The organism is Paenibacillus taichungensis, from assembly GCF_003287275.1.
GTDB classification, from domain to species: Bacteria; Bacillota; Bacilli; order Paenibacillales; family Paenibacillaceae; genus Paenibacillus; species Paenibacillus taichungensis_A.
This window is the reverse complement of sequence record NZ_QEVW01000008.1, coordinates 294,800-320,193: the sequence shown is the minus strand read 5'-3', so window position 1 is coordinate 320,193 and position 25,394 is coordinate 294,800. Positions and strand designations below refer to the sequence as shown.

The following is a 25,394-nucleotide window of genomic DNA, read 5'->3' as shown; positions in this document are numbered from 1 at the left end:
CCAAAGCTGGTCATGAAACACATGCCCCGCTTCTGGTTTTGCCTGATTGAACAGTAACAATCCAGTATTCATTAGCCTTAGGCCCATCTTACCATATAATTATCCATCTGACAATGTTTTTGTGAAAGCGGTTAATGTGCTTGAATATGACACAAGAAGATGCTGCCCACATATGTCTTTGGAACCAGAAATTAATGGTTGTCTGATTTCAAACTTGCGCCGTTTGTACCAATAACTTCTTTGTACCAATGGAATGATTTTTTCTTGTAACGATCCAATGTACCAGATCCGTCATTGTTACGATCCACATATATGAAGCCATAGCGCTTCTTCATTTCTGCTGTAGATGCACTCACCAGATCGATGCAGCCCCATGAAGTGTAGCCCATGACTTCAACTCCATCTTCAATCGCTTCACCCACTTGCACCAAGTGATCATTCAGGTATTGAATCCGGTAATCATCATTCACTGTTTTATTGCCATTTTCGTCTGTGATCAGCTCATCGACTGCACCCAAACCATTTTCGACAATAAACAATGGTTTTTGATAACGATCCCAGTATTTATTCAGCGTTACGCGCAGGCCTTGCGGATCAATCTGCCAGCCCCATTCACTTGCTTTGAGGTAAGGGTTCTGTACACCTGCAAATAGATTTCCTTTGCCTTCAACACGTTTCTGTGGGTCACCTGTCTCACAAATACTTACATAGTAACTGAATGAGATGAAGTCCACTGTATGTTTCAGAATTTCAGCATCGCCATCTTCAAACTTGATGTTGATATTATTCGCTTTGAAGTAACGATTGATGTATTTCGGATAATAGCCACGTGCATGAATATCGGCAAAGATGTCATTCCGCTGTTCTGCATGCATTGCAGCTACCACATCATCCGGATTTGGTGTCAATGGATAGGTTGGCATACTGAGTACCATACAGCCAATTTTCGCTTCAGGCATAATCTCATGACCCAGTTTTACTGCCAGCGCACTTGCCACCAGCTCATGGTGGATTGCTTGGTACAGATCCTGTTTGGACAGTTCCGCTTTTGGTGTAAAGATGCCGCCACTCATGAACGGTTCTTCCAGAATGGAGTTAATTTCATTAAACGTCAGCCAGTATTTTACTTTGCCTTTGAAACGGTTAAACAGTACGGTTACATAACGCTCGTAGAAATCAATCATTTTACGGTTAACCCAGCCGTCATACGTTTTGGACAAATGCAGCGGTGTCTCATAATGTGAGATCGTTACCAGGGGTTCAATCCCATATTTGTGGCATTCGTCAAACAGGTCATCATAGAACTGCAGACCTTTTTCATTTGGCTCCAATTCATCACCTTTAGGGAAAATACGGGACCAGGCAATGGAGGTACGGAATACTTTGAAGCCCATTTCAGCAAACAACTTAACATCCTCTTTGTAACGGTTGTAGAAATCGATACCGATCAATTTCAGGTTATCCTCTGTCGGTCCTTCCGTTCTTGGCGTCGTAATCCCATGCGGCATTACATCCTGAACAGACAGGCCTTTGCCATCTGTATTGTAGGCTCCTTCGAGCTGATTGGCTGCGACTGCGCCGCCCCATAGAAAATCCTTCGGAAATGGTGTTGTCATATCTTCATTCCTCTCTGGTTACGTTGTACTCATTCTTTGTTAAAACAGTTGACCCTATGCCCGTGAACACATCAAAAAGCGGACAATGCGCAACTAAAAGGGCTTCAGATCAGATAATCATCGTTGGCCTGCTTTATGTTGGGTTTTGCCCGCTTTATGCGGTAACAATCCTCGAAAAGCCTAATTACTTACAGCGATCCGGGTTTAAGATACAGGAATCAGACCAAATTATAGTTGCTCACCATTGCTGGCAATTACGTTTTTGTACCAGTCAAACGAATCTTTCTTCGAACGTTTGAGTGTTCCATTACCTTCGTCGTCCAAATCCACGTAGATGAAGCCATAACGTTTGGACATTTCAGATGTGGACATGCTCACAAGGTCAATCGGGCCCCATGCTGTAAATCCAATCAGATCCACACCGTCTTTGATCGCTTCTTTCATTTGTTCGATGTGTTTCTTCAAGTAATCCACACGATAGGAGTCATGAATTGAACCGTCTTCTTCAACACGGTCATATGCCCCCAGGCCATTTTCTACGATGAACAATGGTTTCTGGTAGCGATCCCAGAAGTTATTCAACGTTACGCGCAGACCGATCGGATCGATCTCCCAGCCCCAGTCGGAAGCTTCCAGATAAGGGTTTTTCACGCCGCCAGTCAGGTTACCTGTTGTTTCTTCTTTATCTGCGGATGCAGATTTGGTTACGGACATGTAGTAACTGAAGGAAATGAAATCAACGGTATTGTTGAGCAAGATCTCATCATCGCCTGCTTCTTTCTGAATCACAATGTTGTTTTCTTCAAAATAACGGGCCATGTAGTTCGGGTATTGACCACGAGCATGCATATCCGTGAAGAAGAGGTTAATCTGATTCTCATGTTGCGCAAGACGAACATCTACCGGATTACAAGTCGCCGGGTACGTTTCCATACGAGCGAGCATACAGCCCACTTGGGAATCAGGAATAATCTCATGTGCAAGCTTGGTTACCAGTGCACTTGCTACAAATTGGTGATGCAGCGCTTGATATGTCGTTTGCAGTTGGTTGTCCACTTTATCGATCAGGATACCGCCGCCTGTGTACGGGCTAAACAGCATCACGTTGATTTCGTTAAACGTCAACCAGTATTTCACTTTATTTTTATAACGGTTGAACACTGTCTCTGCATATCTCACATAGTGACCAATCACTTCACGACCTGCCCAACCATTGTATTTCTGTGTCAGACCGAGCGGTGTTTCGTAGTGAGACAAGGTTACCAACGGTTCAATGCCGTATTTTAACAATTCGTCGAAAACATCGTCATAGAATTTCAAGCCAGCTTCGTTCGGCTCTTGATCGTAACCGTTAGGGAAAATACGTGCCCAGTGAATGGACAAACGGAACACTTTGAAGCCCATTTCAGCAAACAACGCGATATCTTCTTTGTAGTGATGATAGAAATCAATACCAAAACGTTTAGGGAAACGTTCTTCAATTTTGCCGGAAAGGATCTCTTCAATTCGTGTAGAGGAGATTTCCATGGCATGTCCGCCTGTACGCTTCTCTTTGGGAACATGCGCAATCATATCCGCAGTAGAGAGACCTTTGCCGTCCTTATCGAATGCACCTTCTAATTGGTTGGCAGCTGTAGCGCCTCCCCACAGGAAGTTTTCGGGGAATCCTTTTTTTGCCGTGGTCATAACGAACAACCTCTTTTCGAATTTTATTTGGGTTTTTCCCGAATACAGCGGCTGTATTTCAGGCCAAAAAACAAGAAAAACCTAAACTCAAGGTAAAATAGCTCGCAAATAAAGAGCCTTCATTTCACCATCAGTTTAGGTTTTGCCTGTCTGCACAGTTACAATCCATCAAAAGATGTTATTGCGTATTCGGTTGTTTTTCTCTTGTAATGTAAGCGTAACATATCTATTTTGCAAAATCAACTTTCCGCTCAATGCACTCGCTGACTACCTTTGGACGTTATCGAGGCATTTGCATAATTGCTGCTCTTAGGGCATTTGTATCCCCGTTTTCGAGGTAAATGGCAGGACTTTCGTCGCCCAATGCAGGAACATTCATATCGATCCATCGCAGCGCATATTCACCCATTTCACATAAAATAGCCTTGCTAATATCTGCCGGAATCCCCCGCTGCTCTGCACATTCAGCCCATATTGGGTCCACATGCAAATATGATTTTTCGAAGAGTCTCACAAATGAGTCCCAACTGCTTTGATTGAACTCCGCCAGATATAACTCGTTCATACTCATGTAAATGCCCTCCCTGAAATAGACATCGTAACCCCCAAGTCCTACGATAAGCAATTCATCCTTAAGCCGCTTGAAACCGATTTTTAAAAAGGTAGACTTAATTTTAAATGTTTTTCGGGAAAATGGATAGCCAAGGAGGAACACCCTCAACTTCTGAGGATGGCAACCAGATTACAGTGATAGTACATGAACAAGCCGTATTGGAATTAGTTGCAAACCTGCGCTCTGTCGAACAAACATATGAGATTGCTTCATTGCCTGGCATTCTTTTTCGAGTTGCCCGCACTGAAATTACCGATCAGGATGGTCATGTGATCGAAACCATCGGTTGATCACAAGGAGGATATCTTATGTCAGCACAAACATCTAACTTACGAGAATCCTCGTTAGAGAACGAGATATATACACCCGGTATGGTACATATCCAGTATTTAACGAAAATCAATCTGGACAGGATGCGCAAAATCAATCATTTTCTGATTAACGCCTTCCAGCAGAGTCTCTCGGATATCAAAGAAAACCTGTCAAGCACGTACCTCTTTCTGCTCACCGACGCGCACGGGGTTCTGCTTGCCATGGATTACAGCACTGATCTGGAACAGGTCGTGAAACAATCTCCCATCCGCCCGGGCATGATCTTTACGGCTAGAAGCTGTGGCGTCAATGCCATATCTGAATCTATGGACAAACACGGGCCTGTTCAACTGCCCCCTGAGCAGCACGAGAATCCGCTTTTTCAGAACTGGCATTGTTACGCTGCACCTCTGTCTGTCGGTCTTCAACATGTTGGCTACCTGGACGTCTCCACCATTAATGCAGATATCCAGAGTGAACTGATTGCAATCGCCAAGCTGATCCCGGCCCATATGCAAAATCGGTATCAATCTGACCTTGCCTCGTCGGTAACGAAGCAGCCATCGATTGAATTCACCAAGCGACAGTTAACCATTTTGAAAATGATCTCTAGCGGACTGACGGTTAAAGCCATTGCATTGAAATTGAAAATAAAGGAATGCACCGTAAATCATCATAAAAAAGTGATTTTCAACAAATTAGGTGTACAATCCAGCGCGGAAGCTGTTTCAATTGCCAGCCGTCTGTCTTATCTATAAAGGTACCCCTATAGATTCCTATAGGTGGTCAACACGAACATCTGTGCTAAGATTTTTAGGTACACATGAATTAGAGAGAGAAAAAGCACACACACACATTTTCAGGAGGGTAATATGTCTATTCCAAAAAAAGCTTCATTGTTTGCCATGTTAATTATGATTCTGTTGGTTGCTGCAGCTTGTGGCGAAAAAGCGGATAACAACGCCAAAACAAACGAATCAACTGCAACGAAAACTACTGCCGGCACTGACACAGACACGGCGAAGACAGAAGATACGGAGAACACGGAAAGCTCCGAAGCATCCACTTTCGAGTCCAAGGAAACAGATAGCTCCAAAAACGTTGAATTGGGAACCACAGAAAAAGGCTCTTACAACAATGACTATTTTGGTGTATCGCTGAAATTCCCCGAAGCTTGGGAGTTCCAGGATGCCGAAGGCATGAACGAGCTGACTAACGCTTCCTCCGAAGTTATTGCCGGAGACGATGAAACCAAGAAAAAACAAATTGAACTATCTCAGGCCAAAACACTGAACCTGTTGATGGCTTCAAAATATCCACTCGACGGAAGTCAGGTTGGTCCTTCCGCTATGGCGATCGCTGAAAAAGTAAGCCTGCTGCAAGGAATTCGTACCGGTAAAGATTATCTGAAAGCAACGAAGAAATTCATGGTGGACAGCCAGTTCCCTTATGAATACAAGGAATTCACAACCGAAACGATCGGTGGCAAAGAGATGGATCTGATGCAAATTACGATGGATGCGGGCAACGGTTCAACCATTACGCAAGATTACTACAGTACCATTATTGAAGGTTATGCATTCAACTTCATCTTCACCTATTTGGATGATACCACTAAGGCCGAGATCGACAACATCAAGAAATCCGTTCAGTTTAAATAATACACTCACTGTCACAGTGCATGCTGTGCATGAAAAGAACCCCGCGCAATGACGTTCCACAGTCATTGCCGGGGTTCTTTTGGAGTGAAAATGAATGTTTTGCCTTATCCGGAAATGGCCACCCAATGTCCCTCTTTCACTTCCACCCACTGAGACTGTTCCAGATTATAGCGATCTTCCACTTCGACTGTCTCTCGTGGTGTTTGGTTAACTGCAAGACGTTTTTTCTTCGCTTCCACAGCCGGGTCCGGCACCGGAATGGCCGATAACAAGGCCTTTGTGTATGCATGCTGAGGATTCGAATATAACTCTTCACTTTCTGCTAACTCCACAATTTTCCCGTTATACATGACAGCCACACGATCACTGATATGTTTAACCATGGACAGGTCATGTGCGATGAACAGATATGTCAGACCAAGTCGCTGCTGCAATTCTTCAAGCAGTTGTACGATCTGTGCCTGAATGGACACATCCAGCGCAGACAAAGGCTCGTCACATACAATAAATTCAGGTTCCACAGCCAGCGCACGAGCGATTCCGATCCGCTGCCGTTGACCACCCGAAAATTCATGAGGGTATCGCTGTGCATGAGCCGGATCGAGCCCCACCATCTCCAGCAATTCCTCCACACGCTTTTCCCGTTCAGCAGGGCTGCCGGCAAGACGGTGAATATCCAAGGCTTCGCCAATAATGTCCATAATTCTAAATTTGGGATTAAGCGAGGCATACGGGTCCTGGAAAATAATTTGCATATGTCTCCTCATCGTTTTCATCTCTGAGGCAGAGAGGCGGTTGAGCGGCACTCCCTTGAACAGCACATCTCCACCTGTAGGTTCATGCAGTCGCAGAATGGCTCGGCCTGTAGTCGATTTCCCGCTACCTGATTCGCCAACGACCCCCAGCGTCTCCCCCTGGCGGATCTCGAAACTGATATCGTTCACAGCTTTTAAAGTGTTGCCTTTACCCAGATTAAAATGTTGCTTGAGGGACTTCACTTCCAGTAAAGGCTGATCATCCTCCAAATCGCGTGGCACCAACGAGACGAGTTTTGGCTTTTTCTTCTCGTCCAGTCGAGGTAATGCATTCAACAACCTTGCTGTGTATGGATGCTTCGGATTAGCAAAAATCTCTGTGGTTGTGCCGGATTCCACAATCTGCCCGTCTTTCATGACCACGACCCGATCACACATGCCTGCCACTACTCCGAGATCATGGGTAATCAGAATAATAGAGGTGCCCAGCTGTGCCTGCATATCTTTCATCAAATGAAGGATTTGGGCCTGGATAGTAACATCAAGCGCAGTTGTAGGTTCATCCGCAATCAGCAATTCAGGACGGCAAGCAAGAGCAATAGCGATCATCACCCGCTGACGCATACCTCCGGAGAATTCATGTGGGTACTGGTTGAAACGTATTTCACTCCGGGTGATACCAACGAGCTCCAGCATGGCAATCGCCTGCTTCTTCGCTTCCCCTCTGGAAAGCTTCTGATGTTTAATCAGACTTTCGGTAATCTGTTTTCCGATCTTCACGGTCGGATTAAGAGAACTCATAGGGTCCTGAAAGATCATGCCGATGTCACGGCCACGGATACTTTCCATCTCTTTTTGCGTTTTATGGACCAGATCTACCCCTTTAAACAGGATCTCACCCTTTTTCATCTGCGAAGGAGGAGAGGCAAGCAGTCTCATAATGGAACGTGCCGTAACACTCTTCCCACTGCCGGATTCCCCTACAATGCCAAGTGTTTCCCCTTTCCGCACTTCAAAACTGACTTCTTTCACCGCCTGAAATTCACTCTCACCGGAATGAAAAGAAACGGACAACTCATTTACTTTCAACAAAGGTTGCATGTGATCACCAGCCCTCATCCATATTTTAACATGTGCTCATATGTATACTCTTCCATACCTTGACAATTAAATAGACTCTAAATAATATATACTATATCAATCGGAATAATGCAATTTAAAATGAGATGAAAGGAGGCTCGCATGGTTTGAATCTTGCAAAAGGCAGCAAAATGTCACAGCTTGTTTACACCCTGGGATTTAATTATGGCAAAATGCTGCTTCATCCCTCCTATCGATATGTTCTATTTATTCTCGGACTGCCCGTTAATCTGGTTGTGCTTCTGATCTGGCACTCTAGACGAAAAAGGGATGGCTGGGCCGTGGTTCAACAAGCTGTTGAGCACGATATGCTCTCCACTTCTTACCGGGATAAACTTCGAATGGACGTGGAAGAACAGTTGAGGCGTAAACATCGTTTCTTTCAGCAGCAAGTTAGTGAGGCAGAGTTTAAACGTCAAACGGAGGAATGGCTGGAGGAATCAGTTCAGAAGGAGTTAAAGGAACGAACGTTCAGCAAGCTTCAGGAACAGGGGAAACAGCGCCTGACGATGGCTGATACATTCCAATCGATAATTGATAAACCTTGGTTCCTTGCGATATCGGTTATTCCTGGCTGTCTGATGTACGCCATGATGTTTCTGTATGGCAATCCTTATCTAAAGTACATATTCGAAAGAATTCTGATGACGGTATTCGTCATTCTGGGCGTAGCAACACTTGTATTCACCATCTTGTACCTGTCTCCATTCAATCCGGCAGCCAACATTCTCGGAGAGACAGCAACACAGGAACAGATCGCAGCTTTTAACCATGTGTATGGCCTGGATCAGCCCTATCTTGTCCAACTCTGGAACAATATCAAGGGCATAGCTCTATTTGATCTCGGCAAGTCTTTTTCAGGGAATGAAGATGTCACGGCTACGATCGCCAGAAAGTTTCCAATCACGTTAACACTGGCTGTGATCTCCTTGTTGCTTGCCCTTGTCATTGCATTACCCATCGGTATCATCTCGGCGATCAAGCCCAATTCACTGTTTGATTACACATTCATGTTTATTGCATTGATTGGATTATCGATTCCGAATTTCTGGCAAGGACTCATCTTTATCCTGAATTTTTCGATCAAGCTGCAGTGGCTTCCGGCTACCTTCAATCCACAGAACTGGCTGTCTATTATTATGCCAACGATTGTTCTGGGAACGGGATTAACCGCTGCGGTGGCCCGTATGACTCGCTCTTCCACACTGGAAGTTATTCATGAGGATTACGTAATGACTGCTCGTGCCAAAGGATTAAGTGAACGACAGGTTCTGCTGAAACATGCTGTGCGCAATGCGCTAATTCCAATCGTAACCGTTGTAGGTCTTCAATTTGGAGGCATGCTTGGCGGGGCGGCTGTAACTGAGAAAGTATTTAATATCAGCGGTCTCGGCAGCTACATTGTGGATAAACAGTTTATCCCTGATATTCCGAGCATTATGGGCGGGGTCATATACACAGCGATTACGATCTCCATCATCAATGTTGTGGTAGATCTGTTGTACGCTTTTGTCGATCCAAGGGTCCGTTCCAAGATGAAACAATATTAAAGCAGGTGCACTATGACAAAATCGGGTTCACTTACACAAGAAATGCGTTTTCGGCTTAAGTCTTCACAGGAGTACAGTCAGGCGAGCTTCGCCTGGGTCACTTCCGTTCTCTTGTCGGTGTTACTGTTGTTCAACAGTTATGACTGGAGCCTTCAGGCGTTCAGACCATTTCTGCTAACTGCGCTCGGAATCCACCTATTTTTCACGCTGGTTCAGAGTGTGCTGACGCTCCGGATTCGGAGAGACCTGATTCGGCAGGGAACAATCTCTGTGCTGACTCGCAGACTCGCCTGGGTTCAGCTGTTTGGTATCATTTCAGGCAATATCTTTATCGTGACGGCCGCTTTTCATCTGATCAAGAAAACAAAGAGCATTGAGTATACATTTGCGGTGTATATGCTGCTGACCCAGCTGTTCGTTATTGGGGTCTCGGCACTCAATATGTTTAAACCGTATGTTGCGGATACGTTTTTGCCAGCTATGGCTGTGCTCGTACTTGTGCTTGTCATTGATATGATTGTGCTGTTTATCGTATCCCGGTATACCTCAGCCTCGATCATCCCACGCTGGATGTTGGGCGTGAGCACGATCCTCATTCTGACTTCGGTCACAGGGAATGTATTCGCACTGCTGCTGGGTATCTCCATCATTGGACGAATACGCAGACAGGGTAAACAGAAATCCAACTTCTGGAATGATTTGTGGGAGCGTCTTGCTCCAAATGTCACGGCCATGTCCGGTTTGTTTTTTATCATCTTCCTGTTCTCGATATCGATTTGCAGCTTCTTTACTTTTGATTACAGCATGGCTGTAGAAAATAACTACTCGGCCTTGCTTCAATCCCCATCGCTCGCCTATCCCTTGGGAACAGATGACTTTGGACGATGTTTATTTTCCCGGATTGTATTCGGCGCCCGTATATCGTTGATCGTAGGCTTCATGTCGACTCTGATCCCGGTTCTGATAGGCGGTATTCTCGGAGCATTCTCGGGATTCTATGGAAGACACACGGACAATATCATCATGCGACTGCTGGATATCCTCTATGCCATTCCGGGTATTCTGCTCGCCATCGCCATCATTGCGGCGTTCGGGGCCAATACGGTCAATCTTATTCTGGCACTCAGCCTGGGCTCAATCCCAACTTATGCACGAACCATGAGGGCCAGTGTGCTCTATGTATCTACGTTTGAATTTGTTGAAGCTGCACGTGCACTGGGTTACAACAATCGCTCCATTATTTTCAAACATATTATTCCGAACTCGCTCGCACCCATGATTATCAAGTCCACACTTACGATCGGCGGAGCGGTCATTGCCACCAGCAGTCTGAGTTATTTGGGGCTCGGTGTGGAGCCGCATATTCCCGAGTGGGGCAACATTCTCAAGCTGGGCAGCACATATCTGGAAACCCATTCGTATCTGGCCATCTATCCAGGTCTTGCGATCATTCTGCTTGTTCTCTCGTTCAACTTTCTGGGTGACGGACTACGCGATGCGCTTGATCCGAAGCTCGAAAAGGCTTAACCGATTCTCAGCTCAATTTGATTTCCATTGATTATGAACTTATCTGGAGGTATTTTCATGAAAAAACGTACGTTGATAGCACTGCTATTCATTCTTGTCCTTGTAGTCTCCGGCTGCAATGTGAAGACCAAGACGGAATCCCAGTCCGAAACCGCACCATCGGACACAGCAGAAAACACACAAAACCAAAAACCGGTTGACATCGAATTACTGGCTCAGAGCTCTTCCGAAAATGACGTGAACATTATCCGGGACCAACTCACCAAGAATGGTTTCAATGTTAAGCTGAACCTGCAGCCGGATTACGGCAGCTACAAATCCCAGCAGGATGCAGGCAATTATGACATTGCGCTGTCCAGTTGGACAACGGTAACCGGGAATCCGGATTACGCAGTTCGTTCACTCTTCAAGACAGGCGGAGACTACAGCATTCTGGCTGATGAAGAAATCGATAAACTCATTGACCAGGCTGCTACCCAGACTCCGGACGAATACAAGGATACGTATAAACAATTGGAGGACCGCTTGGTAACCGACCAAGCCTATATCGCTCCGCTGTACATTTCCCTGAAAAGTCAGGCTGTGAACAAAGACATTCTCAATGCAGACACCGTTCGCTTGTCCAAATCCCGCGCCATGGCATGGGAACCGATTGAATTCAAAGACAGCTCCAAAAATACAAAAGAACCATTAATTCTGACACAAACCGCTTCTGTCCTGACTTCCCTTGACCCGATCAAAGGAAATGACGGTTCCATCAACCAACTGAACACCAACATGTATGTACGTCTCGTTAACCTGACAGATGACGATCAACTTACACCAGAAGGTTCCCTCTCCCACAATTTCAGCATTGCTGAGGGGAACTCGGAGTATTACTTCATTCTCAGAGACGATATCAACTTTGCCAAGATTGAACATAAAAAAGCGGTAGATACGGGAGAACGTGTCGGTGCAGATGACGTCATCTTCTCTCTCGATCGCGCCAAAAACAAAGATTCCGTACCCGATCACCGGACATACAGTCTTCACGAACATATCAAGGAAGCCGAGTTGGTAACCGATCTGGGTGCCTTGGAATCCGTTCAGCAATCCAGTGGCAGCGGTACGGTTAAAGACGCATTGGAGCAAGGGCTTGGCACCAAAATTACCGAACTGGTTACGGACAAAAACAAAGCCGATAACGCTGCCGGGAAGTATCAGGTTGTAAAACTCACAACCACGGAACCTTTCCCGCAAGTATTGAACTATCTGGCTCACCAATCTGCTGGCATTGTGTCCAAAAAGCAGGTTGAGAGCATCAATACGTATGATGTTGCTTCGTTTGACGTGAATAAAGACATTCCTTACGGCGATCAGAATACTGTGACTGCAGGCGCTGCGTACAACAACACCCTGTATGCCAGCGGCCCATATATCTTGGCATATAAAAATGATTACGAAGGTGTATTCTATCAGAATCCCGGCTACCGTAAAGGCTCCGAATATGCACCCAAAATCTCTCAGGTGAATGTTCGGTTTATCTCCGATGCTGACAGTGCATTGTCTGCTCTTCGCAGCAGTGAAATCCACCTGTACTACGGAGTATCCGAAACAAAGTATGACATCATCAAAAATGACAGCAAATTGCAATTGCAGAGCATTCCGAGCAATGCGGTTTCCTATCTGTTGTTCAACACAGCCAACCGGGAAGTTGCCAAGAGCAGTGACTTGAGAAAATCCGTGCTCTATTCCATTAATCAGGATGACATTTTGCAGTTCTACAAAAACAACAAACTTAAGTCATACTCTACAGTAAGTCCACTCGTGCAGACCGGGAATGAATTGAAATCCGATCCGGCAAAAGTGAAAGAATTTTTGAGCGCATACCAAGCTTCCAAGTAACAATAAAGATAAACGGCTGCCACCCGGATCCATCCAGGATCAGGATGACAGCCGTTTATCTTTATTGAAAGAATACACTATGATGAGCAGTCTGCCTGATACTTTCGCTGTACGCAGGGCAACAGAGTGACGATCTGGATCCCCACTCCCCAGGCAAAATAGACAAGATGGATGACAGATACATGCTGGATCCAGTAAACCTGTATCATAATCCAGATGATCAGAGCAAATCCCGTATATAAGGAGAACGTCCATCCCCAGTATTGATTCGAGTAGAGATTCAGTTTTTCACCTATTTCCCAGTGAGTGCGACGAAGGAGTGAAATGGCAATGATCATTGGCATAACACCAAGAACCAACAATAGTATAATCCCGGGGATCAAAAAACTGCCAAACGGGGATTGTTCCAACAATGAATTCGGCATGTTGACAAGGTTTCCCGATGGATCAATAATGAGTGCTCCCCCTCCAATGATCGCACCAATGGCCAGTAACCCCTGCATCATAATGAGCGCCCACGACCTTCCCGGTCCACATTCACGCTTCATTCCATCAGCACTAGTTCTCATCCCTCACCCTCCAGACATGATACAGATTTTACTGAACGTTCTATTCCATTTTCACATATGGAGAAGGCTGAATCCTGTGCTCTTTCTCACTAAAATCGTCCAAAAAATTCGATTATGGTAAAACTTGATAAAAGAACGTACGTTCGGTATAATAGAGATATACTTAATGAGCGAGAGGCAGATATGGACGACAAATTTATTAAGGAACTACGCGAGATTAGCCGGGACGACAGACGAAGATCAGAATTTATGATCCAGGGCATGAAAGAAACACTACAGGGAAGAAAAGAAGAAAGTATATTCAAACGCTGGATTCGGCGTAAGAAGACAGAGAAGAAAATTTCACAACGATTCAATCAGGATCCCTCTTCGGATCAAAAGTAACCACATAAAAAGGAGGCGTAGTACGCCTCCTTTATTATTTATATGAATGCCTATTCGTCTAGACGTTGTATGGATCAGGATACTTCTTCTTGTTCACATTCTCTACCCTGGAGCAAGAAAATTGAATTATGCAAAATAAAAACGTTACTTCATTTCGCACCAGCCCGGACCAAAATCGCTTCGATTTCCTTGAAGCCTTTATTCTTAGCATGAATAAGCGGTGATACACCATCACGATCTGAAAGGTTTACGTCTGCTCCATGATCAATGAGTAATTTGATCGTCTGCTGCTGTCTTTTATTGCCATCGTTTAGAATGATCGCTTCCAACAGAGCTGTCCATCCCAATTGATTAATATGGTCCACATTCACTGAAGTTTGGGTCAGCAATTCTCGTACCACATCCACATATCCATGCTCCGATGCTGGAATAAGTGCAGTTCCTCCATATCGATTTGTTATCGCTGGGTCGGCTCCCGCCTCAATCGTCAGCTTCAAAATATCTAAGTATCCTTCAGCGCCAGCGTACAAAAACGGGTTATTCTTCATATCATCCTGTACATTAACATCTGCACCCGCTTCAATCAACATTGTGGCTGATGCCAGATCATTGTTGTACGTTGCAATCATAACAGCTGTTCTTCCGCTCTGATCCTGAGCATTGATATTGGTACCCTCTTGAATCCATTTTTCAATACTTTCGGTGTCTCTTTCCTCAGCTGCCTTCAACAACAGCTCATCCGGTGAAGTCGATAACGTCTCCTCCACCTTCGGGACGTTGCTCACTTCAGGCCCGCAGCCTTGAACGACGAACATACTGGTTATTAGGATAATCATCATCAGCGACTTATTCATGCTGCCTCCCTTACTACAGTGTCACTGTTACCGAAGAAGCGACACTCCAATCCCCAACTGGACTTATTGTATAGGTCGTGCCTGGGATTAACTTACCATCATTAACAATGTCGAATATACCTGTGGCGCCTTTCCGACTTGAATATTTATATGTCGCTGTCAGAACGTCACCGTTAGGTGATGTTAGTGTCACACTTCGACCGGAGAACAGTTCATCTCCAGGATCTTGTGCCAGCGTAACTTCAATTGAAGTTTCACTCACAACTTGGGAACTCACAACCTCCAACGAATCGAACGACCTTGCGGTGAATGAAGCGTTATTGATGTTCGCCCAGTCAGAAGAAACCGTATATGTCACACCGGATTGCAATGTTTGTCCTTCTGGCAAACGGAATTTCGGTTCTTGTTTACCATCTGTCGATTGCGTGAACGGAACATATTTGGCAACGATTGGCTCGCCACCTTCTGGCGTAATCATAACTTGTCTTGCCTGCATGGAGGAGATAATTTGATATGTTTTTCCTCCTGCTTGTTCTTGGTCATTCAACACAAACGCATTAGCCCCTCGACCACCACTGTATGCTGAAATGATATAGCCGTAATCCACTACACCGTTCGCTTGCAGCGCTTCAATCTCGAACGTATCATTCGTTATTTGACTAACCGTCGTCATATTTAATTTCGTGCCACTGCCTTCAAAGGAACCAGCATCTTGGCCTTTATAAGTGAGACTGTATACTTCACCCGCATGTTGAACAGATGTTGGAACGATGTAGGTCGCGATGGACCCTGTTTTCAGACGAGGCATGTTAGTCAATGTCAACCCACCACTGAAAGCAAAATCGGTTTGTGCCTTAGCAAATACTTCATCCGCTGCTGTCAGCGGCTTGTCGAATTGCACAATTAACGTAATAGCATTCAGCGATCGAACGCTCTGAATTTGAGCCTGTTCCGAAGGAATAGCCTGTTGGGCCGTTTGCAACAGCACCGCTGTTTCCCCGCGTGTGGTCGAACCGTTCTCGGAGTAGAACGTGCTCATCCAATGGTGAACGGATTTCACGTCACGCTGCATTGCTTTGGATACAACCTGTTCCAGTTCTTCATCCGTCACTTGACTGTTCGGATTGAATTGCCCATTATTTGCCTGCATGATGCCAAGTTCAACGAGCTTTGATGCATACGGTGCGTACCACGCGTTAGCATTAACGTCCGTTAATTCAACACTTTCTCCTGTCTTGCCCTCCAGATTAAACGTTTTGAATACCAGTGTTGCTAATTCCGCGCGGGTAATGGCTCTATGTTCACCCATGGATTGATCGGCATATCCGTTCATGATCCCCAAGCTGTTCAGTGTCTTGATGGCAGCCTCAATCTGCTGGTTGGTAAGCTGTGTCGCTGTAGCTGCAACGTTGGTAACATATGTAGCTGCATGGACGTGATTGGTAGTTAGCGGGAATACTGCTGTGCCTAATGCAGTTATCGTTAAAAATGTAGCCATTTTTCGGGTTATAGGATTCATATTTGAATTCCTCCTCTATAGGTTGAAGTTGCCTGTATCTATAGAGTAGAGGACAAAAAGAAACTCCCCAGGACAAAAATATTAACAAAATATAAACTGAATCTAATTTTTCTCGAAACTTATATGGTGAACCGGTAGCCGGCACCCCAGACGGTCTCAATGTACTCCGGATTTTTGGGATCTGCCTCCAGCTTCCCACGCAGTTTGCGAATATGGACGGTAACCGTCGCAATATCTCCGCTGGAATCCATGCCCCAGATCCGCTCGAACAGATCGGCTTTGCTGAATACACGGTTGGGATGACTCGCAAGAAATACGAGTAGATCAAATTCCTTGGTTGTAATTGCTACCTCTTCACCATTAGCAAAAACGCGGCGCGCTCCCTTGTCGATATGAAGCCCACGAATGTGGATTTCATCTTGTTCAGCTGGTTTGCTTTTTCCAAGCAGTCTCTCATATCGGGTCAAATGAGCCTTCGCTCTTGCAACCAACTCGCTTGGGCTGAACGGCTTTGTAATAAAATCATCAACACCCAAATTAAACGTTCTAATCTTATCGATCTCCTCCTTTTTCGCGGAGACGACAAGGATTGGCACCTCTTTCACTTCACGAATGCGTCTGCAACATTCGAAGCCGTCCAGTCCCGGAAGCATCAGATCAACGATAATCAGATTGTAACTTCCCTCCAGAGCCAGCTTCAGTCCTTCATCTCCGGTATGGCAGAGCTCCACAGAAAACCCGTTGAGTTCGAAATAATCCCGTTCCAGTTCCGCAATCGTTGTTTCATCCTCAATAATCAAAATGTTTGTCATTTCCCTTTAGTCCCTCCTTTTCATTGAGCCGTTGAAGTTTGATATAAATGATCGTGCCGTCTTTGGGTTTACTTTCGGCCCAGATGAAGCCTCCGTGTCCATCAATGATTTGGCGGGCTATCGCCAGCCCCAATCCACTTCCACCTGTTGAGGAATTGCGGGATTGCTCTGCCCGATAAAAGCGTTCAAATATATAAGGCAACGCCTCTCCCGGTATTCCTCTGCCATTATCCTTAAAGGCTATCGTAATCCATTCGTCATCTGCTTGAAGTGTAATCCCGAATTGTTTTTGTTCATTCTCCATATATTTGAGGGCATTATCCACCACATTGACAACGGTGCGTTTTAATTTATCCAGATCTACAGACGCCATGACCGGACCAGATGCCCGATTGTCCCAATCCAAAGCCACCCCTTTGTCCTCCAGATCGTATCTGAGCTCTTCAATGCTATCTTCCAGGAAATCGACAAGGTCTACCACTTTAAACAGGAAAGGTTCCTGATTCAAGTCGAGCTTTGAATACAGAAACAGTTCATCCACCAACTTATCCATACTAACTGCTTTGGAGTGAATGATATTGACGTATGTCTCCATTTTTTCCGGAGTGTTGGCCACTCCATCACGAATTCCCTCAATATAACCTTTAATATTGGTGATTGGTGTACGAAGGTCATGCGAAATATTGGAGATGAGCTCTCTGCGGTTCGCTTCGTCTTGCTGTCGCAAATCATTGGAGCGCTGCAATTGAGTCCGCATGCTTTCGAACGCTTCACTGAGTTGTCCCACTTCATCATTGGAGCTAAGTTGAAGCTTGAAGGACAGATTCCCATCTTTAATATGCTCGGCTGAGCTCCGCAGTTGATTCAAAGGCTTAATGAAGCTGCGAGTGATCCAGCGGAATAAGAGCAGGTTTGCGATGATGAGAACGCCGATGAGCAGAAGTGACATTACAGGTAGCAGTTTGCGAGTAAGCTCTGCAAATGGGCTTCTCTCACGAATAACGAAGATACTTCCTCTTTCTCCATCTGAATATTGAAAATCAAATTTCGCATATGCATAGAATCGCTCACTGATATTAAAGGTGCTGCGAATCTGATAATTGTTGAGATCATAGGCAGGCAGTGCTTGCTTCAGTTCTGGCTGGTTGAAGGTCAACGATTCGAAAATCTGGTTATTCTCCCGTCTGACGTATAGCCCAGACTTCTCGGCTCGAAGCTTCATGTCGTACTCGCGCAGCAAAACCTTGTTCTGCAGCTCGTCTGGATCATTTTTGGCCAGAAACTTCATCTCTTGAAAGATCGATTCTCCCTGTTCCGTGAGTGGATTCACCTGATAATGTACTTTGTAAATATCGCGAAAACCCTGCAAATCGCCTGTTGCCGCAATCGTATACAGACTGGCCGTAAGCAGGATGAACAGCAGACTTATGACAAGCATGCCCGTAAAGGACAGCAACATTTTTATTCGAATGGACATGGTATCCCCTTCTTAATCATGCTATTGGGTTAGTTAGTGCACATGTTAACACAAGATTGATCCAAATGCCCATAGGAGTATTCCATATCAGCAGTTCTGCCTGAACAGAAGAAAACCCAAGGTCGTAAAAATGACCTGGGTTTCTTAACAATCAGAGGAGGGATACACACCTCCTCCCTGTTATTTACTTATGCGAATCATTCAGTTTGAACTGTGTCTGAGTCCATTGCGATATATCTATGTTCAACCCTGATTTACGGAAGTATGGCAAACGAGCGCACTGGAAAGCCGGACGCCTTTTCGGCCTTTGGTACGATATTGAATATCACCGCACCTTTGGCTGGTACCTGATCCAGATTCGTTAACAGCTCTACCTGATATGTATCTTGGGCAAGTACATAATATTCTGCGAGAAGTGCCCCATTCTTTTGATAATCCACGGCTGAATCGGTGTCGAAAGTTTCATGGCCAATCGCCTGTATTTTTCTTTCCTCGAACAAAAACATTAGTGCACTGACTGACCATCCCGGTGCATGACTGTTTCCCTTAGCATCCTTGTTGTCGAATGCTTCATGACTGGGCCAGCGTTTGCTCCAATCGGTGCGCAGTGCTACAAAGCTGCCAGCTTCAATAACGCCATGCTCTTTTTCAAACTCAAGAATATGCTCGACATCCAGTGTAAAATCCGGATTGCTCTCTACAGCCACAGATTGATCAATGACCACCAGCGGTAGTACAAGCTCCTTCAACCCCAATTCATCGAGATACCGGGTATCCCGCACAAAGTGAATTGGCGCATCCAGATGCGTACCATATTGACCAGGAAATCTGAAACTCTGGGCAAAGAAACCTTGATCGTGATTAAACAACGTATCGAATTGTGCCGCATCAAAAGCCGAGAAATGTGGGGATTCCGGTCCAAACGTATGGGTCAGATCCACCCACTTCTTTTCTTTTAATAATTGAATCGCTTGAATGAGCTCATTGGACATCCGAATCACCTCATCATAGAATGGAATAAATTGTTACTATTATATCTTATTCCACTCCATGCGAAAATATCGAAATGTCAGTTATTTGATAGAATTCATTAACTCGAAGAAGTATTTTGGTTCATGAGTCTGATATAGATTGAACCACGAATCTAAAGTCTCCAGTGTAAATACATCCAGCACCTTCAATACATGCATCGCAAATTCCAACGGAGCTATGCCCGATGCTGTAACTAAATTATCATCCGTTACGGCCGGTGCCATTTCATAGTATTTTTCTCCAATGTAATGAGGACAAATCATTTTCAAATATTCCAGATCGTTGCTTGTATGCCTTCTGGAGTGCAGCAATCCCATCCTTGCAAGTCCAACGGTTGCACCACATATTGCCGCAACAATATGACCTTTTTCCAAAGATACCGAAGCTTTTTTCAATACAGGCTCGTGAATGGATTCCATCCAAGTATTCCCGCCTGGAAGAATCAACACATCCGTACTTTCCAACATACACTCATCAACAGAAATGCGAGGTAATATTTCCAATCCTCCCATCGTAGTCACCGGACTTTTATCAACACCAACAGTAACCACCTCTATTGGTGCCAGCCCTTTCCTAAAATACCTTCCCGAGTTTAGTTCAGCAATTAAATAGCCAACCTCCCAGTCTGACATCGTATCAAATACATAAAGATATGCTTTTTTGGTATGCATCGTGCACTCCCCCTTCTAGTCGATACCCCTATTATAAAAAAACTTTACTGACATCTTCCGTCAGTAAAGTTTTTTGAATTTGATAATAATCATATAGTCGGTTCAATTCCTTTTTGCTTCAAACTAATGGGTCCGATGACTTGAACAGATTTGCCGTAGGGTAAAAAGTAAATAGGTACGTATAAATTGCTTGAAATGTCACTTTCATTAAAGTCTCTTATGCTATATCAGATACACCCTATTTGATCACTATGTCCTCAAACTCTGTTTATATAAAATGATTCGAACTCACCAACAGAGTCGAACTTGTTAATAGATACACCTTCTCTTTTTAACTGCTTCTCCAATTGATCTATAAGCTGTATGACGGCTAATCGCAACGGTTCAAAATCGTTTGGATCCAACAATGCTATCAGATCTGGATACCCATAATTAACGTAAAATTCGCGATGCTCACCCAAGTCAATAATGCCAGGCCAGCGTCCCTTTTCCGCCGCATACAATATTCGGGATAACCCGTCTTGCAACCCAATAGCAACGAAGAAGGCTGTTTCGTAATGGCCTTTTTCGCACGCGGTTAACAGTTTATTCATCATACCTTTTTCCTCTTCGTAGTACCCCTGCAGTTGCTCTTTATAAGAGCGAGTCTCTTCTTGGCTGTTTTGTCGCTCCGATATGAGACAAAGTGTATCCGCTGTCAGATTCTCGCACGCTGATACTATTTCATCTGGAGAACGGCTGAACATAATGGTATCAAGGTATGGGTCTAGTTTATCCGGTTTAATGGAGAGATTTCTAACTTGCTCACGATAGTGACCCCAACTCCGCTTATAGTAAATTTGGTTCAAAAAACCAAGCGACTTGAAAATGTTTCCCGCAATCTCTTGAGCGTGGGTTCGACAATACGACAGATCCTTATTTTTTTTGGAAAGACGCATTTTAGCTATGCTTATAAAACATTCCTTTAATACGGATTCAGCTTTGCTGATCATATCCGATGTTTTGGATTTACTCCCCATGTTGGATATTGTTTCGCGAAGTTCCATGAATCTGGCTAGTTCATCATCTGATCGGACATATAACAATTCATACAAATTTTGGGATATCTGTCTTATTCGAGACCTAGTACCAAGACCCCTTTTAGAGGATCATTTCTGAGAGTTACATTTGAAAATGAACATCATTAAAACTGAGCACCAACTAAAGAAATCATTCAGCCTACATCCCGCCTCGAGTTAAATTTTCATTTTCCGTTATTCAGAAAAAGGCTACCACTAGGGTAGCCTACTCTCATATCTTCATTTTCGAGTATTCACTTTTAGTCAAACCATAGAGATATTCATCGTAATGCTGTCCATTAGTAAATACCATATCTCTGAGTTTCCCTTCTTGGACAAATCCAAGACGCTCATGAAGTTCTAATGAACCTTCATTAAAAGCATAAACATGTGCGGTAACTTTCTGATATCGTAGTTCCTCAAAGTAATATCGCAACAATATTTTTATAGCTTCTGAAGCATAACCATTGCGCCAGAATTCTCTAAAGATAGCAACACCGTAAGTAAAAGTTCCATTTCGGGTATCACAGTTATTCGAACTTATACTTCCCACTAATACTCCATCAAAAGTCTCGACTGCGAGCATAATTTTATCCCCATCAGGACCACGGGATGCCCGGTGTTCAGCCCAAGCTTTTGTACCCTCTTCCGATCTTGGGAAATTTATTACATCGCAAAGTCTAGCACAGTCAGAATCAGAATCATTATTGTGGAACTTATCCCAATCAGTTGGGAGAATTGCACGTAATCTTACTTTATGACCTGTCCAAATATTATTTTTCATTATAGATCCTCCTAAGGTTTATTTACTTCTACCTCACTCATATCTGAATTAAGGCGGAGATCTGGCCTTGGGATCTAAGTCTTCATAGACTACATCGTTCTCATTCCTTTCAACACTTACATCAAGTATATACCGTAATATTCCATTACTTCAAATTATATTATTCATTTGCTCTCTTTTCCGCAAAAAAAATACACCTCCTAAATTATTACTGACTCCCCATAAGGTTATGTCCAATGTAAATTTTAGGAGGTGTACATTTGATCAAATTCTATCTTAAACATTTAACGTTAATCCTAATCTACTCGAATGACCAGTTTCCCGCGTGTATGATGGGTCTCGCTTTTTTCGTGCGCTTCACGCAGTCCTTGTTCACTCAAGGGGTATGTCTCATCAATGATGGGTCTCAGCTTGCCCTCAGCAGCGAGCTCAGCCAACTGATCGAGTTGGTCTCCTTTGGGTTCCATCATGAACACGTTGGCCGTTACACCAGCTTCCTTAGCCAGCGTTTCATCCGGCTGTTCCACAAGCGATACCAGATGTCCACCGGCCTTCAATACCTTGAAGCTATTACGCTGAATGTCGCCACCCATCGTATCCAGCACGACATCATACCCGGAGAGAATCTCCGAGAAGTCTTCTTTTTTATAATTGATAAAATGGTCCACTCCCAGCGAACGAAGCAATTCCTCATTCGATTCACTCGCCGTGGAAGCCACTTCAGCGCCAAGATATTTGGCAATTTGAATGGCATAGGTTCCTACACCACCCGCTCCCGCGTGAATGAGAACCTTCTGCCCTTTGGCAAGCCGCCCATGGTCGACAAGTGCCTGCCATGCCGTCATGGCGGCTAGCGGTATGGCAGCTGATTCCTCAAAGCTCAGATTTTCCGGAATACGGGCAATGATATCCGCATCCACAGCTACATATTCTGCATAGGTCCCGAAATGACGAGGACGGGCAAATACGCGATCTCCCGCTCTGAACCTTGCGACATTCGAACCCGCTTCAGTCACCGTACCGGCAACATCCCCGCCCAATATTAGTGGGAAAGAATCCGCCGCCTCTTTCATATGACCTTGTCTGACTTTGAAATCCACCGGGTTCACAGAAGTAGCATGAATGCGGATTAGCACCTGATTCACTCCACATGCCGGCTTGGGCATTTCCATTTCCTTCAATTGTTCCGCTCCACCGAACTTTTCAATCACAATTGCTTTCATTAGAGATTCCAGCCTTTCCATAGCATTATCGTTATACTCTCCTTCTTCATTACCCTTCCCGGTCTTTCATTTGACCTATCATCATGAATTCGCAGAGGTTTGGGTTCACAGTCCCGATTAGGAACCGTGATATAATGTAGAACTGTTGAACCTAAATAACTGAACAAGCGAGGTAGCAATGTGGACATTGAAGTAAGTACGTTACATGCATTTTCGGATAAACCTTTAGGCGGAAATCCCGCAGGAGTTGTTTTACAAGCAGGACACTTGTCCGACTCCCAGATGCAGGAGATTGCCAGACAAGTTGGATTCTCAGAGACCGCGTTTGTGATGCCATCGGACCAGGCTGATTTCAAAGTTCGTTACTTCACCCCTAGTGATGAAGTTGATCTATGTGGACATGCAACGATTGCCTTATTTTATTTAATGAACGCACAGCATATCGTTGAGGTAGGTACATACACGCTGGAGACGTTAGCCGGAATACTTGAAGTGGATGTCCAAAACAATGGTGAAGTCTATCTGTCTCAGACGCTTCCGGAGTTTGGAGATATCGTTGACCGACAAGACATTGCAGATTCTCTGGGTATTTCTACACATGATTTACACGTCGAATTACCTGTACAGATCGTGTCTACCGGATTGCGCGATATCTTGATTGGGGTTAACCATGTTGATGTGCTGTCAAAAATCAATCCTGACTTTCAGCTTATCGCAGAAATTAGCAAAGCTAACCATGTCGTAGGTTATCATGTGTTTGCACTTGAACCAGATAAAGAAATCCCTCTGGCAGAATGCCGGAATTTTGCTCCCCTTTACGATATCCCTGAAGAGAGCGCAACGGGTACTTCTAACGGTGCTTTACTCTGTTATTTACATAAATACAACCAACTATCAGATTCCCACGATACAACCTATACGATTAAACAAGGATACACCATGAACCGCCCTTCGGAGATTCGAGCCAGATTAACGCTGGGCATTGCCAATGAAATTACAAAGATTCAAGTGGGCGGGGTCGCGGTTCATATCAAGAACATTCAAATCCAACTTTCATAAATGTTGCGCTTCAATTTTATGTAAAAATCGTAACACGGCTTCTTCCAATTGATTCAGCCCTGGCTGTTCTATAGGGAAGTGGCCCGTTCCTTCCAACACTACGCATTCCTTTTCCACCTTCAATCGATCAAAAAAAGATTGGCTGAACCGTAATGGTGTCATCGGGTCCAGTTCGGGGTGAACCAGCAGTACAGGACATTGGTCAAACTGTTCCGGATCTACCTCCGGCTTCTTATTCAGGAAGGTTCTTAATAGTTCCAACGGGACACGTGTCGCTGCCGCCTGTGAATCATTCATAATGAGTCGGGTTAACTCCGGATTATTGGTAATCAGCTGCATACGCGATACTTGCTTCACAGAGATACGTATATGATCCAGTAAAGCCGGAAACTGATCCATCATACGTTTGCCCCATCGGCTCACCAGACGGTTTGGTGCAAGCTGATCTCGCATATCCGCATCACTCGTGTCCACAAATGTCGTTGCGATCAGGCCTTGTACGTGCTCACTGCGTGCACTCGTGTGATAAGCCAGCATGCCTCCGATGCTGCTTCCCAACGCCACGATCGGCTTGCCGTCTTTTCTAAATTCCCAAGCAGCGAGTGAAACAAGCAGCTTGATCCATAGTTCATAATTGAGACGTGTCCCAGGCAACGGATAGCTCAGTCCATACGGTGGAAGATCTGGCGATACTACCTCATAGCCTCGGAGCTGCAACATTCGAGCATAAGGCGCGAGCAACCTGCCATTGCCTCCAGCTCCGTGAATGAACAGAATTTTGATCGGCGAATCGGGCGCGGGCAGACGATCGATGTGCAGATGAACCCCGTTCGATTCCCACCACTCTTCTTCAGGATTCGCATGGTCCCCTAGCCTGAATTGTTCCGGGAAGAAGGTTTGATACTGTTTCCAATAATGATGTGATGAATGATATGAAGGCAGATTATTCATATTGTACATTCTCCTCTTGTCATAGATCAGTCCGTTCGGATTGAATGAGCATGATCCTATATAGCCAAAAAAGGCCGTGCATTGCACGGCCTTACGCCTACTTCCATAAGTATACTTCTTTGTATAACAGCCTTCATACATCTGTCAATAAAGGGATGGTACATTCCCCGGTACAATAAACGCCACACCAAGGAGAAAATATACTCCAAGCAGTGTGGCGTGAACGGTTAATCATTGAATTAGATTCAATATGTGTT

Annotated in this window: 23 protein-coding genes; 8 read left to right on the top strand and 15 right to left on the bottom strand. The window is 44.7% G+C overall.

The annotated features are described in order from the left end of the window. Nucleotides 1-191 precede the first annotated feature (191 nt). From DC345_RS14040 to DC345_RS14030, 3 genes are all read right to left on the bottom strand, one after another. Nucleotides 192-1,616, bottom strand: coding sequence for a glycoside hydrolase family 1 protein (locus DC345_RS14040; protein WP_113053621.1), 1,425 nt, complete (start codon nucleotides 1,614-1,616; stop codon nucleotides 192-194). A 228-nt stretch (nucleotides 1,617-1,844) separates the two neighbouring features. After that, nucleotides 1,845-3,302, bottom strand: a complete 1,458-nt coding sequence (locus DC345_RS14035) for a glycoside hydrolase family 1 protein (protein WP_113053620.1) — start codon at nucleotides 3,300-3,302, stop codon at nucleotides 1,845-1,847. Between the two features lie 280 nt (nucleotides 3,303-3,582). Further along, nucleotides 3,583-3,873: a hypothetical protein gene (locus DC345_RS14030; RefSeq protein WP_113053619.1), complete on the bottom strand. Its 291-nt coding sequence runs from the start codon at nucleotides 3,871-3,873 to the stop codon at nucleotides 3,583-3,585. 122 nt (nucleotides 3,874-3,995) lie between these two features. On the opposite strand from DC345_RS14030, the gene DC345_RS14025 reads away from it, so the two are divergent. The 3 genes from DC345_RS14025 (at nucleotide 3,996) to DC345_RS14015 (ending at nucleotide 5,888) form a co-directional block, all read left to right on the top strand. Next, nucleotides 3,996-4,205, top strand: coding sequence for a hypothetical protein (locus DC345_RS14025; protein ID WP_146752135.1), 210 nt, complete (start codon nucleotides 3,996-3,998; stop codon nucleotides 4,203-4,205). Nucleotides 4,206-4,223: 18 nt separating this feature from the next. Then, complete coding sequence (locus tag DC345_RS14020) at nucleotides 4,224-4,985, top strand: LuxR C-terminal-related transcriptional regulator (RefSeq protein ID WP_113053617.1); 762 nt, start codon at nucleotides 4,224-4,226, stop codon at nucleotides 4,983-4,985. A gap of 114 nt (nucleotides 4,986-5,099) precedes the next feature. After that, nucleotides 5,100-5,888 (top strand): hypothetical protein, encoded by a 789-nt coding sequence (locus DC345_RS14015; protein ID WP_113053616.1) that lies wholly within the window; start codon nucleotides 5,100-5,102, stop codon nucleotides 5,886-5,888. Nucleotides 5,889-5,992: 104 nt separating this feature from the next. Here the strand turns inward: DC345_RS14015 and DC345_RS14010 are convergent, their stop codons facing one another. Further along, a complete protein-coding gene (locus tag DC345_RS14010) occupies nucleotides 5,993-7,744 on the bottom strand; it encodes an ABC transporter ATP-binding protein (protein ID WP_113053615.1) in 1,752 nt (583 codons plus the stop codon). Between the two features lie 146 nt (nucleotides 7,745-7,890). On the opposite strand from DC345_RS14010, the gene DC345_RS14005 reads away from it, so the two are divergent. The 3 genes from DC345_RS14005 to DC345_RS13995 are packed head-to-tail and all read left to right on the top strand — an operon-like array spanning nucleotide 7,891 to nucleotide 12,744. Continuing rightward, nucleotides 7,891-9,333 carry an ABC transporter permease gene (locus DC345_RS14005; protein ID WP_113053614.1) on the top strand — a complete coding sequence of 481 codons (1,443 nt, stop codon included), beginning with the start codon at nucleotides 7,891-7,893 and terminating at the stop codon, nucleotides 9,331-9,333. A 12-nt stretch (nucleotides 9,334-9,345) separates the two neighbouring features. Beyond that, nucleotides 9,346-10,860, top strand: a complete 1,515-nt coding sequence (locus DC345_RS14000; protein WP_113053613.1) for an ABC transporter permease — start codon at nucleotides 9,346-9,348, stop codon at nucleotides 10,858-10,860. A gap of 57 nt (nucleotides 10,861-10,917) precedes the next feature. Further along, the gene (locus tag DC345_RS13995) at nucleotides 10,918-12,744 is read left to right on the top strand and encodes an ABC transporter substrate-binding protein (protein ID WP_113053612.1); all 1,827 of its coding nucleotides are present in this window, start codon (nucleotides 10,918-10,920) and stop codon (nucleotides 12,742-12,744) included. A gap of 77 nt (nucleotides 12,745-12,821) precedes the next feature. Here the strand turns inward: DC345_RS13995 and DC345_RS13990 are convergent, their stop codons facing one another. Beyond that, nucleotides 12,822-13,313, bottom strand: coding sequence for a hypothetical protein (locus DC345_RS13990; protein WP_258530657.1), 492 nt, complete (start codon nucleotides 13,311-13,313; stop codon nucleotides 12,822-12,824). Between the two features lie 183 nt (nucleotides 13,314-13,496). Here DC345_RS13990 and DC345_RS13985 point away from each other — a divergent pair, with 183 nt between their 5' ends. Beyond that, nucleotides 13,497-13,697, top strand: coding sequence for a hypothetical protein (locus DC345_RS13985; RefSeq protein ID WP_113053611.1), 201 nt, complete (start codon nucleotides 13,497-13,499; stop codon nucleotides 13,695-13,697). Between the two features lie 149 nt (nucleotides 13,698-13,846). Here the strand turns inward: DC345_RS13985 and DC345_RS13980 are convergent, their stop codons facing one another. The 9 genes from DC345_RS13980 to DC345_RS13940 form a co-directional block, all read right to left on the bottom strand. Beyond that, nucleotides 13,847-14,551, bottom strand: coding sequence for an ankyrin repeat domain-containing protein (locus tag DC345_RS13980; RefSeq protein ID WP_258530656.1), 705 nt, complete (start codon nucleotides 14,549-14,551; stop codon nucleotides 13,847-13,849). Between the two features lie 13 nt (nucleotides 14,552-14,564). Then, the gene (locus DC345_RS13975; protein ID WP_113053610.1) at nucleotides 14,565-16,070 is read right to left on the bottom strand and encodes an S-layer homology domain-containing protein; all 1,506 of its coding nucleotides are present in this window, start codon (nucleotides 16,068-16,070) and stop codon (nucleotides 14,565-14,567) included. Nucleotides 16,071-16,189: 119 nt separating this feature from the next. Then, nucleotides 16,190-16,882 carry a response regulator transcription factor gene (locus DC345_RS13970; protein WP_113053609.1) on the bottom strand — a complete coding sequence of 231 codons (693 nt, stop codon included), beginning with the start codon at nucleotides 16,880-16,882 and terminating at the stop codon, nucleotides 16,190-16,192. Further along, entirely contained in the window at nucleotides 16,860-18,359 is a 1,500-nt protein-coding gene (locus tag DC345_RS13965) for a sensor histidine kinase (RefSeq protein ID WP_113053608.1), read from the bottom strand. Before DC345_RS13965 ends, DC345_RS13970 begins: the two co-directional genes overlap by 23 nt. A 254-nt stretch (nucleotides 18,360-18,613) precedes the next feature. After that, nucleotides 18,614-19,351, bottom strand: coding sequence for a cyclase family protein (locus tag DC345_RS13960; RefSeq protein ID WP_113053607.1), 738 nt, complete (start codon nucleotides 19,349-19,351; stop codon nucleotides 18,614-18,616). 81 nt (nucleotides 19,352-19,432) lie between these two features. Next, the gene (locus DC345_RS13955) at nucleotides 19,433-20,062 is read right to left on the bottom strand and encodes a type 1 glutamine amidotransferase family protein (protein WP_113053606.1); all 630 of its coding nucleotides are present in this window, start codon (nucleotides 20,060-20,062) and stop codon (nucleotides 19,433-19,435) included. A 257-nt stretch (nucleotides 20,063-20,319) separates the two neighbouring features. After that, complete coding sequence (locus DC345_RS13950) at nucleotides 20,320-21,108, bottom strand: hypothetical protein (RefSeq protein ID WP_258530655.1); 789 nt, start codon at nucleotides 21,106-21,108, stop codon at nucleotides 20,320-20,322. A gap of 244 nt (nucleotides 21,109-21,352) precedes the next feature. Further along, the gene (locus tag DC345_RS13945) at nucleotides 21,353-21,904 is read right to left on the bottom strand and encodes a GNAT family N-acetyltransferase (RefSeq protein WP_113053605.1); all 552 of its coding nucleotides are present in this window, start codon (nucleotides 21,902-21,904) and stop codon (nucleotides 21,353-21,355) included. Nucleotides 21,905-22,200: 296 nt separating this feature from the next. Then, on the bottom strand, nucleotides 22,201-23,127 hold the full coding sequence (locus tag DC345_RS13940) for an NADP-dependent oxidoreductase (RefSeq protein WP_113053756.1): 927 nt from the start codon (nucleotides 23,125-23,127) through the stop codon (nucleotides 22,201-22,203). A 180-nt stretch (nucleotides 23,128-23,307) separates the two neighbouring features. On the opposite strand from DC345_RS13940, the gene DC345_RS13935 reads away from it, so the two are divergent. Beyond that, nucleotides 23,308-24,186: a PhzF family phenazine biosynthesis protein gene (locus DC345_RS13935; RefSeq protein WP_113053604.1), complete on the top strand. Its 879-nt coding sequence runs from the start codon at nucleotides 23,308-23,310 to the stop codon at nucleotides 24,184-24,186. Here the strand turns inward: DC345_RS13935 and DC345_RS13930 are convergent. Further along, a complete protein-coding gene (locus tag DC345_RS13930; RefSeq protein ID WP_113053603.1) occupies nucleotides 24,181-25,137 on the bottom strand; it encodes an alpha/beta hydrolase in 957 nt (318 codons plus the stop codon). The two genes, DC345_RS13935 and DC345_RS13930, sit on opposite strands and share 6 nt — an antisense overlap. Between the last annotated feature and the right edge of the window lie 257 nt (nucleotides 25,138-25,394).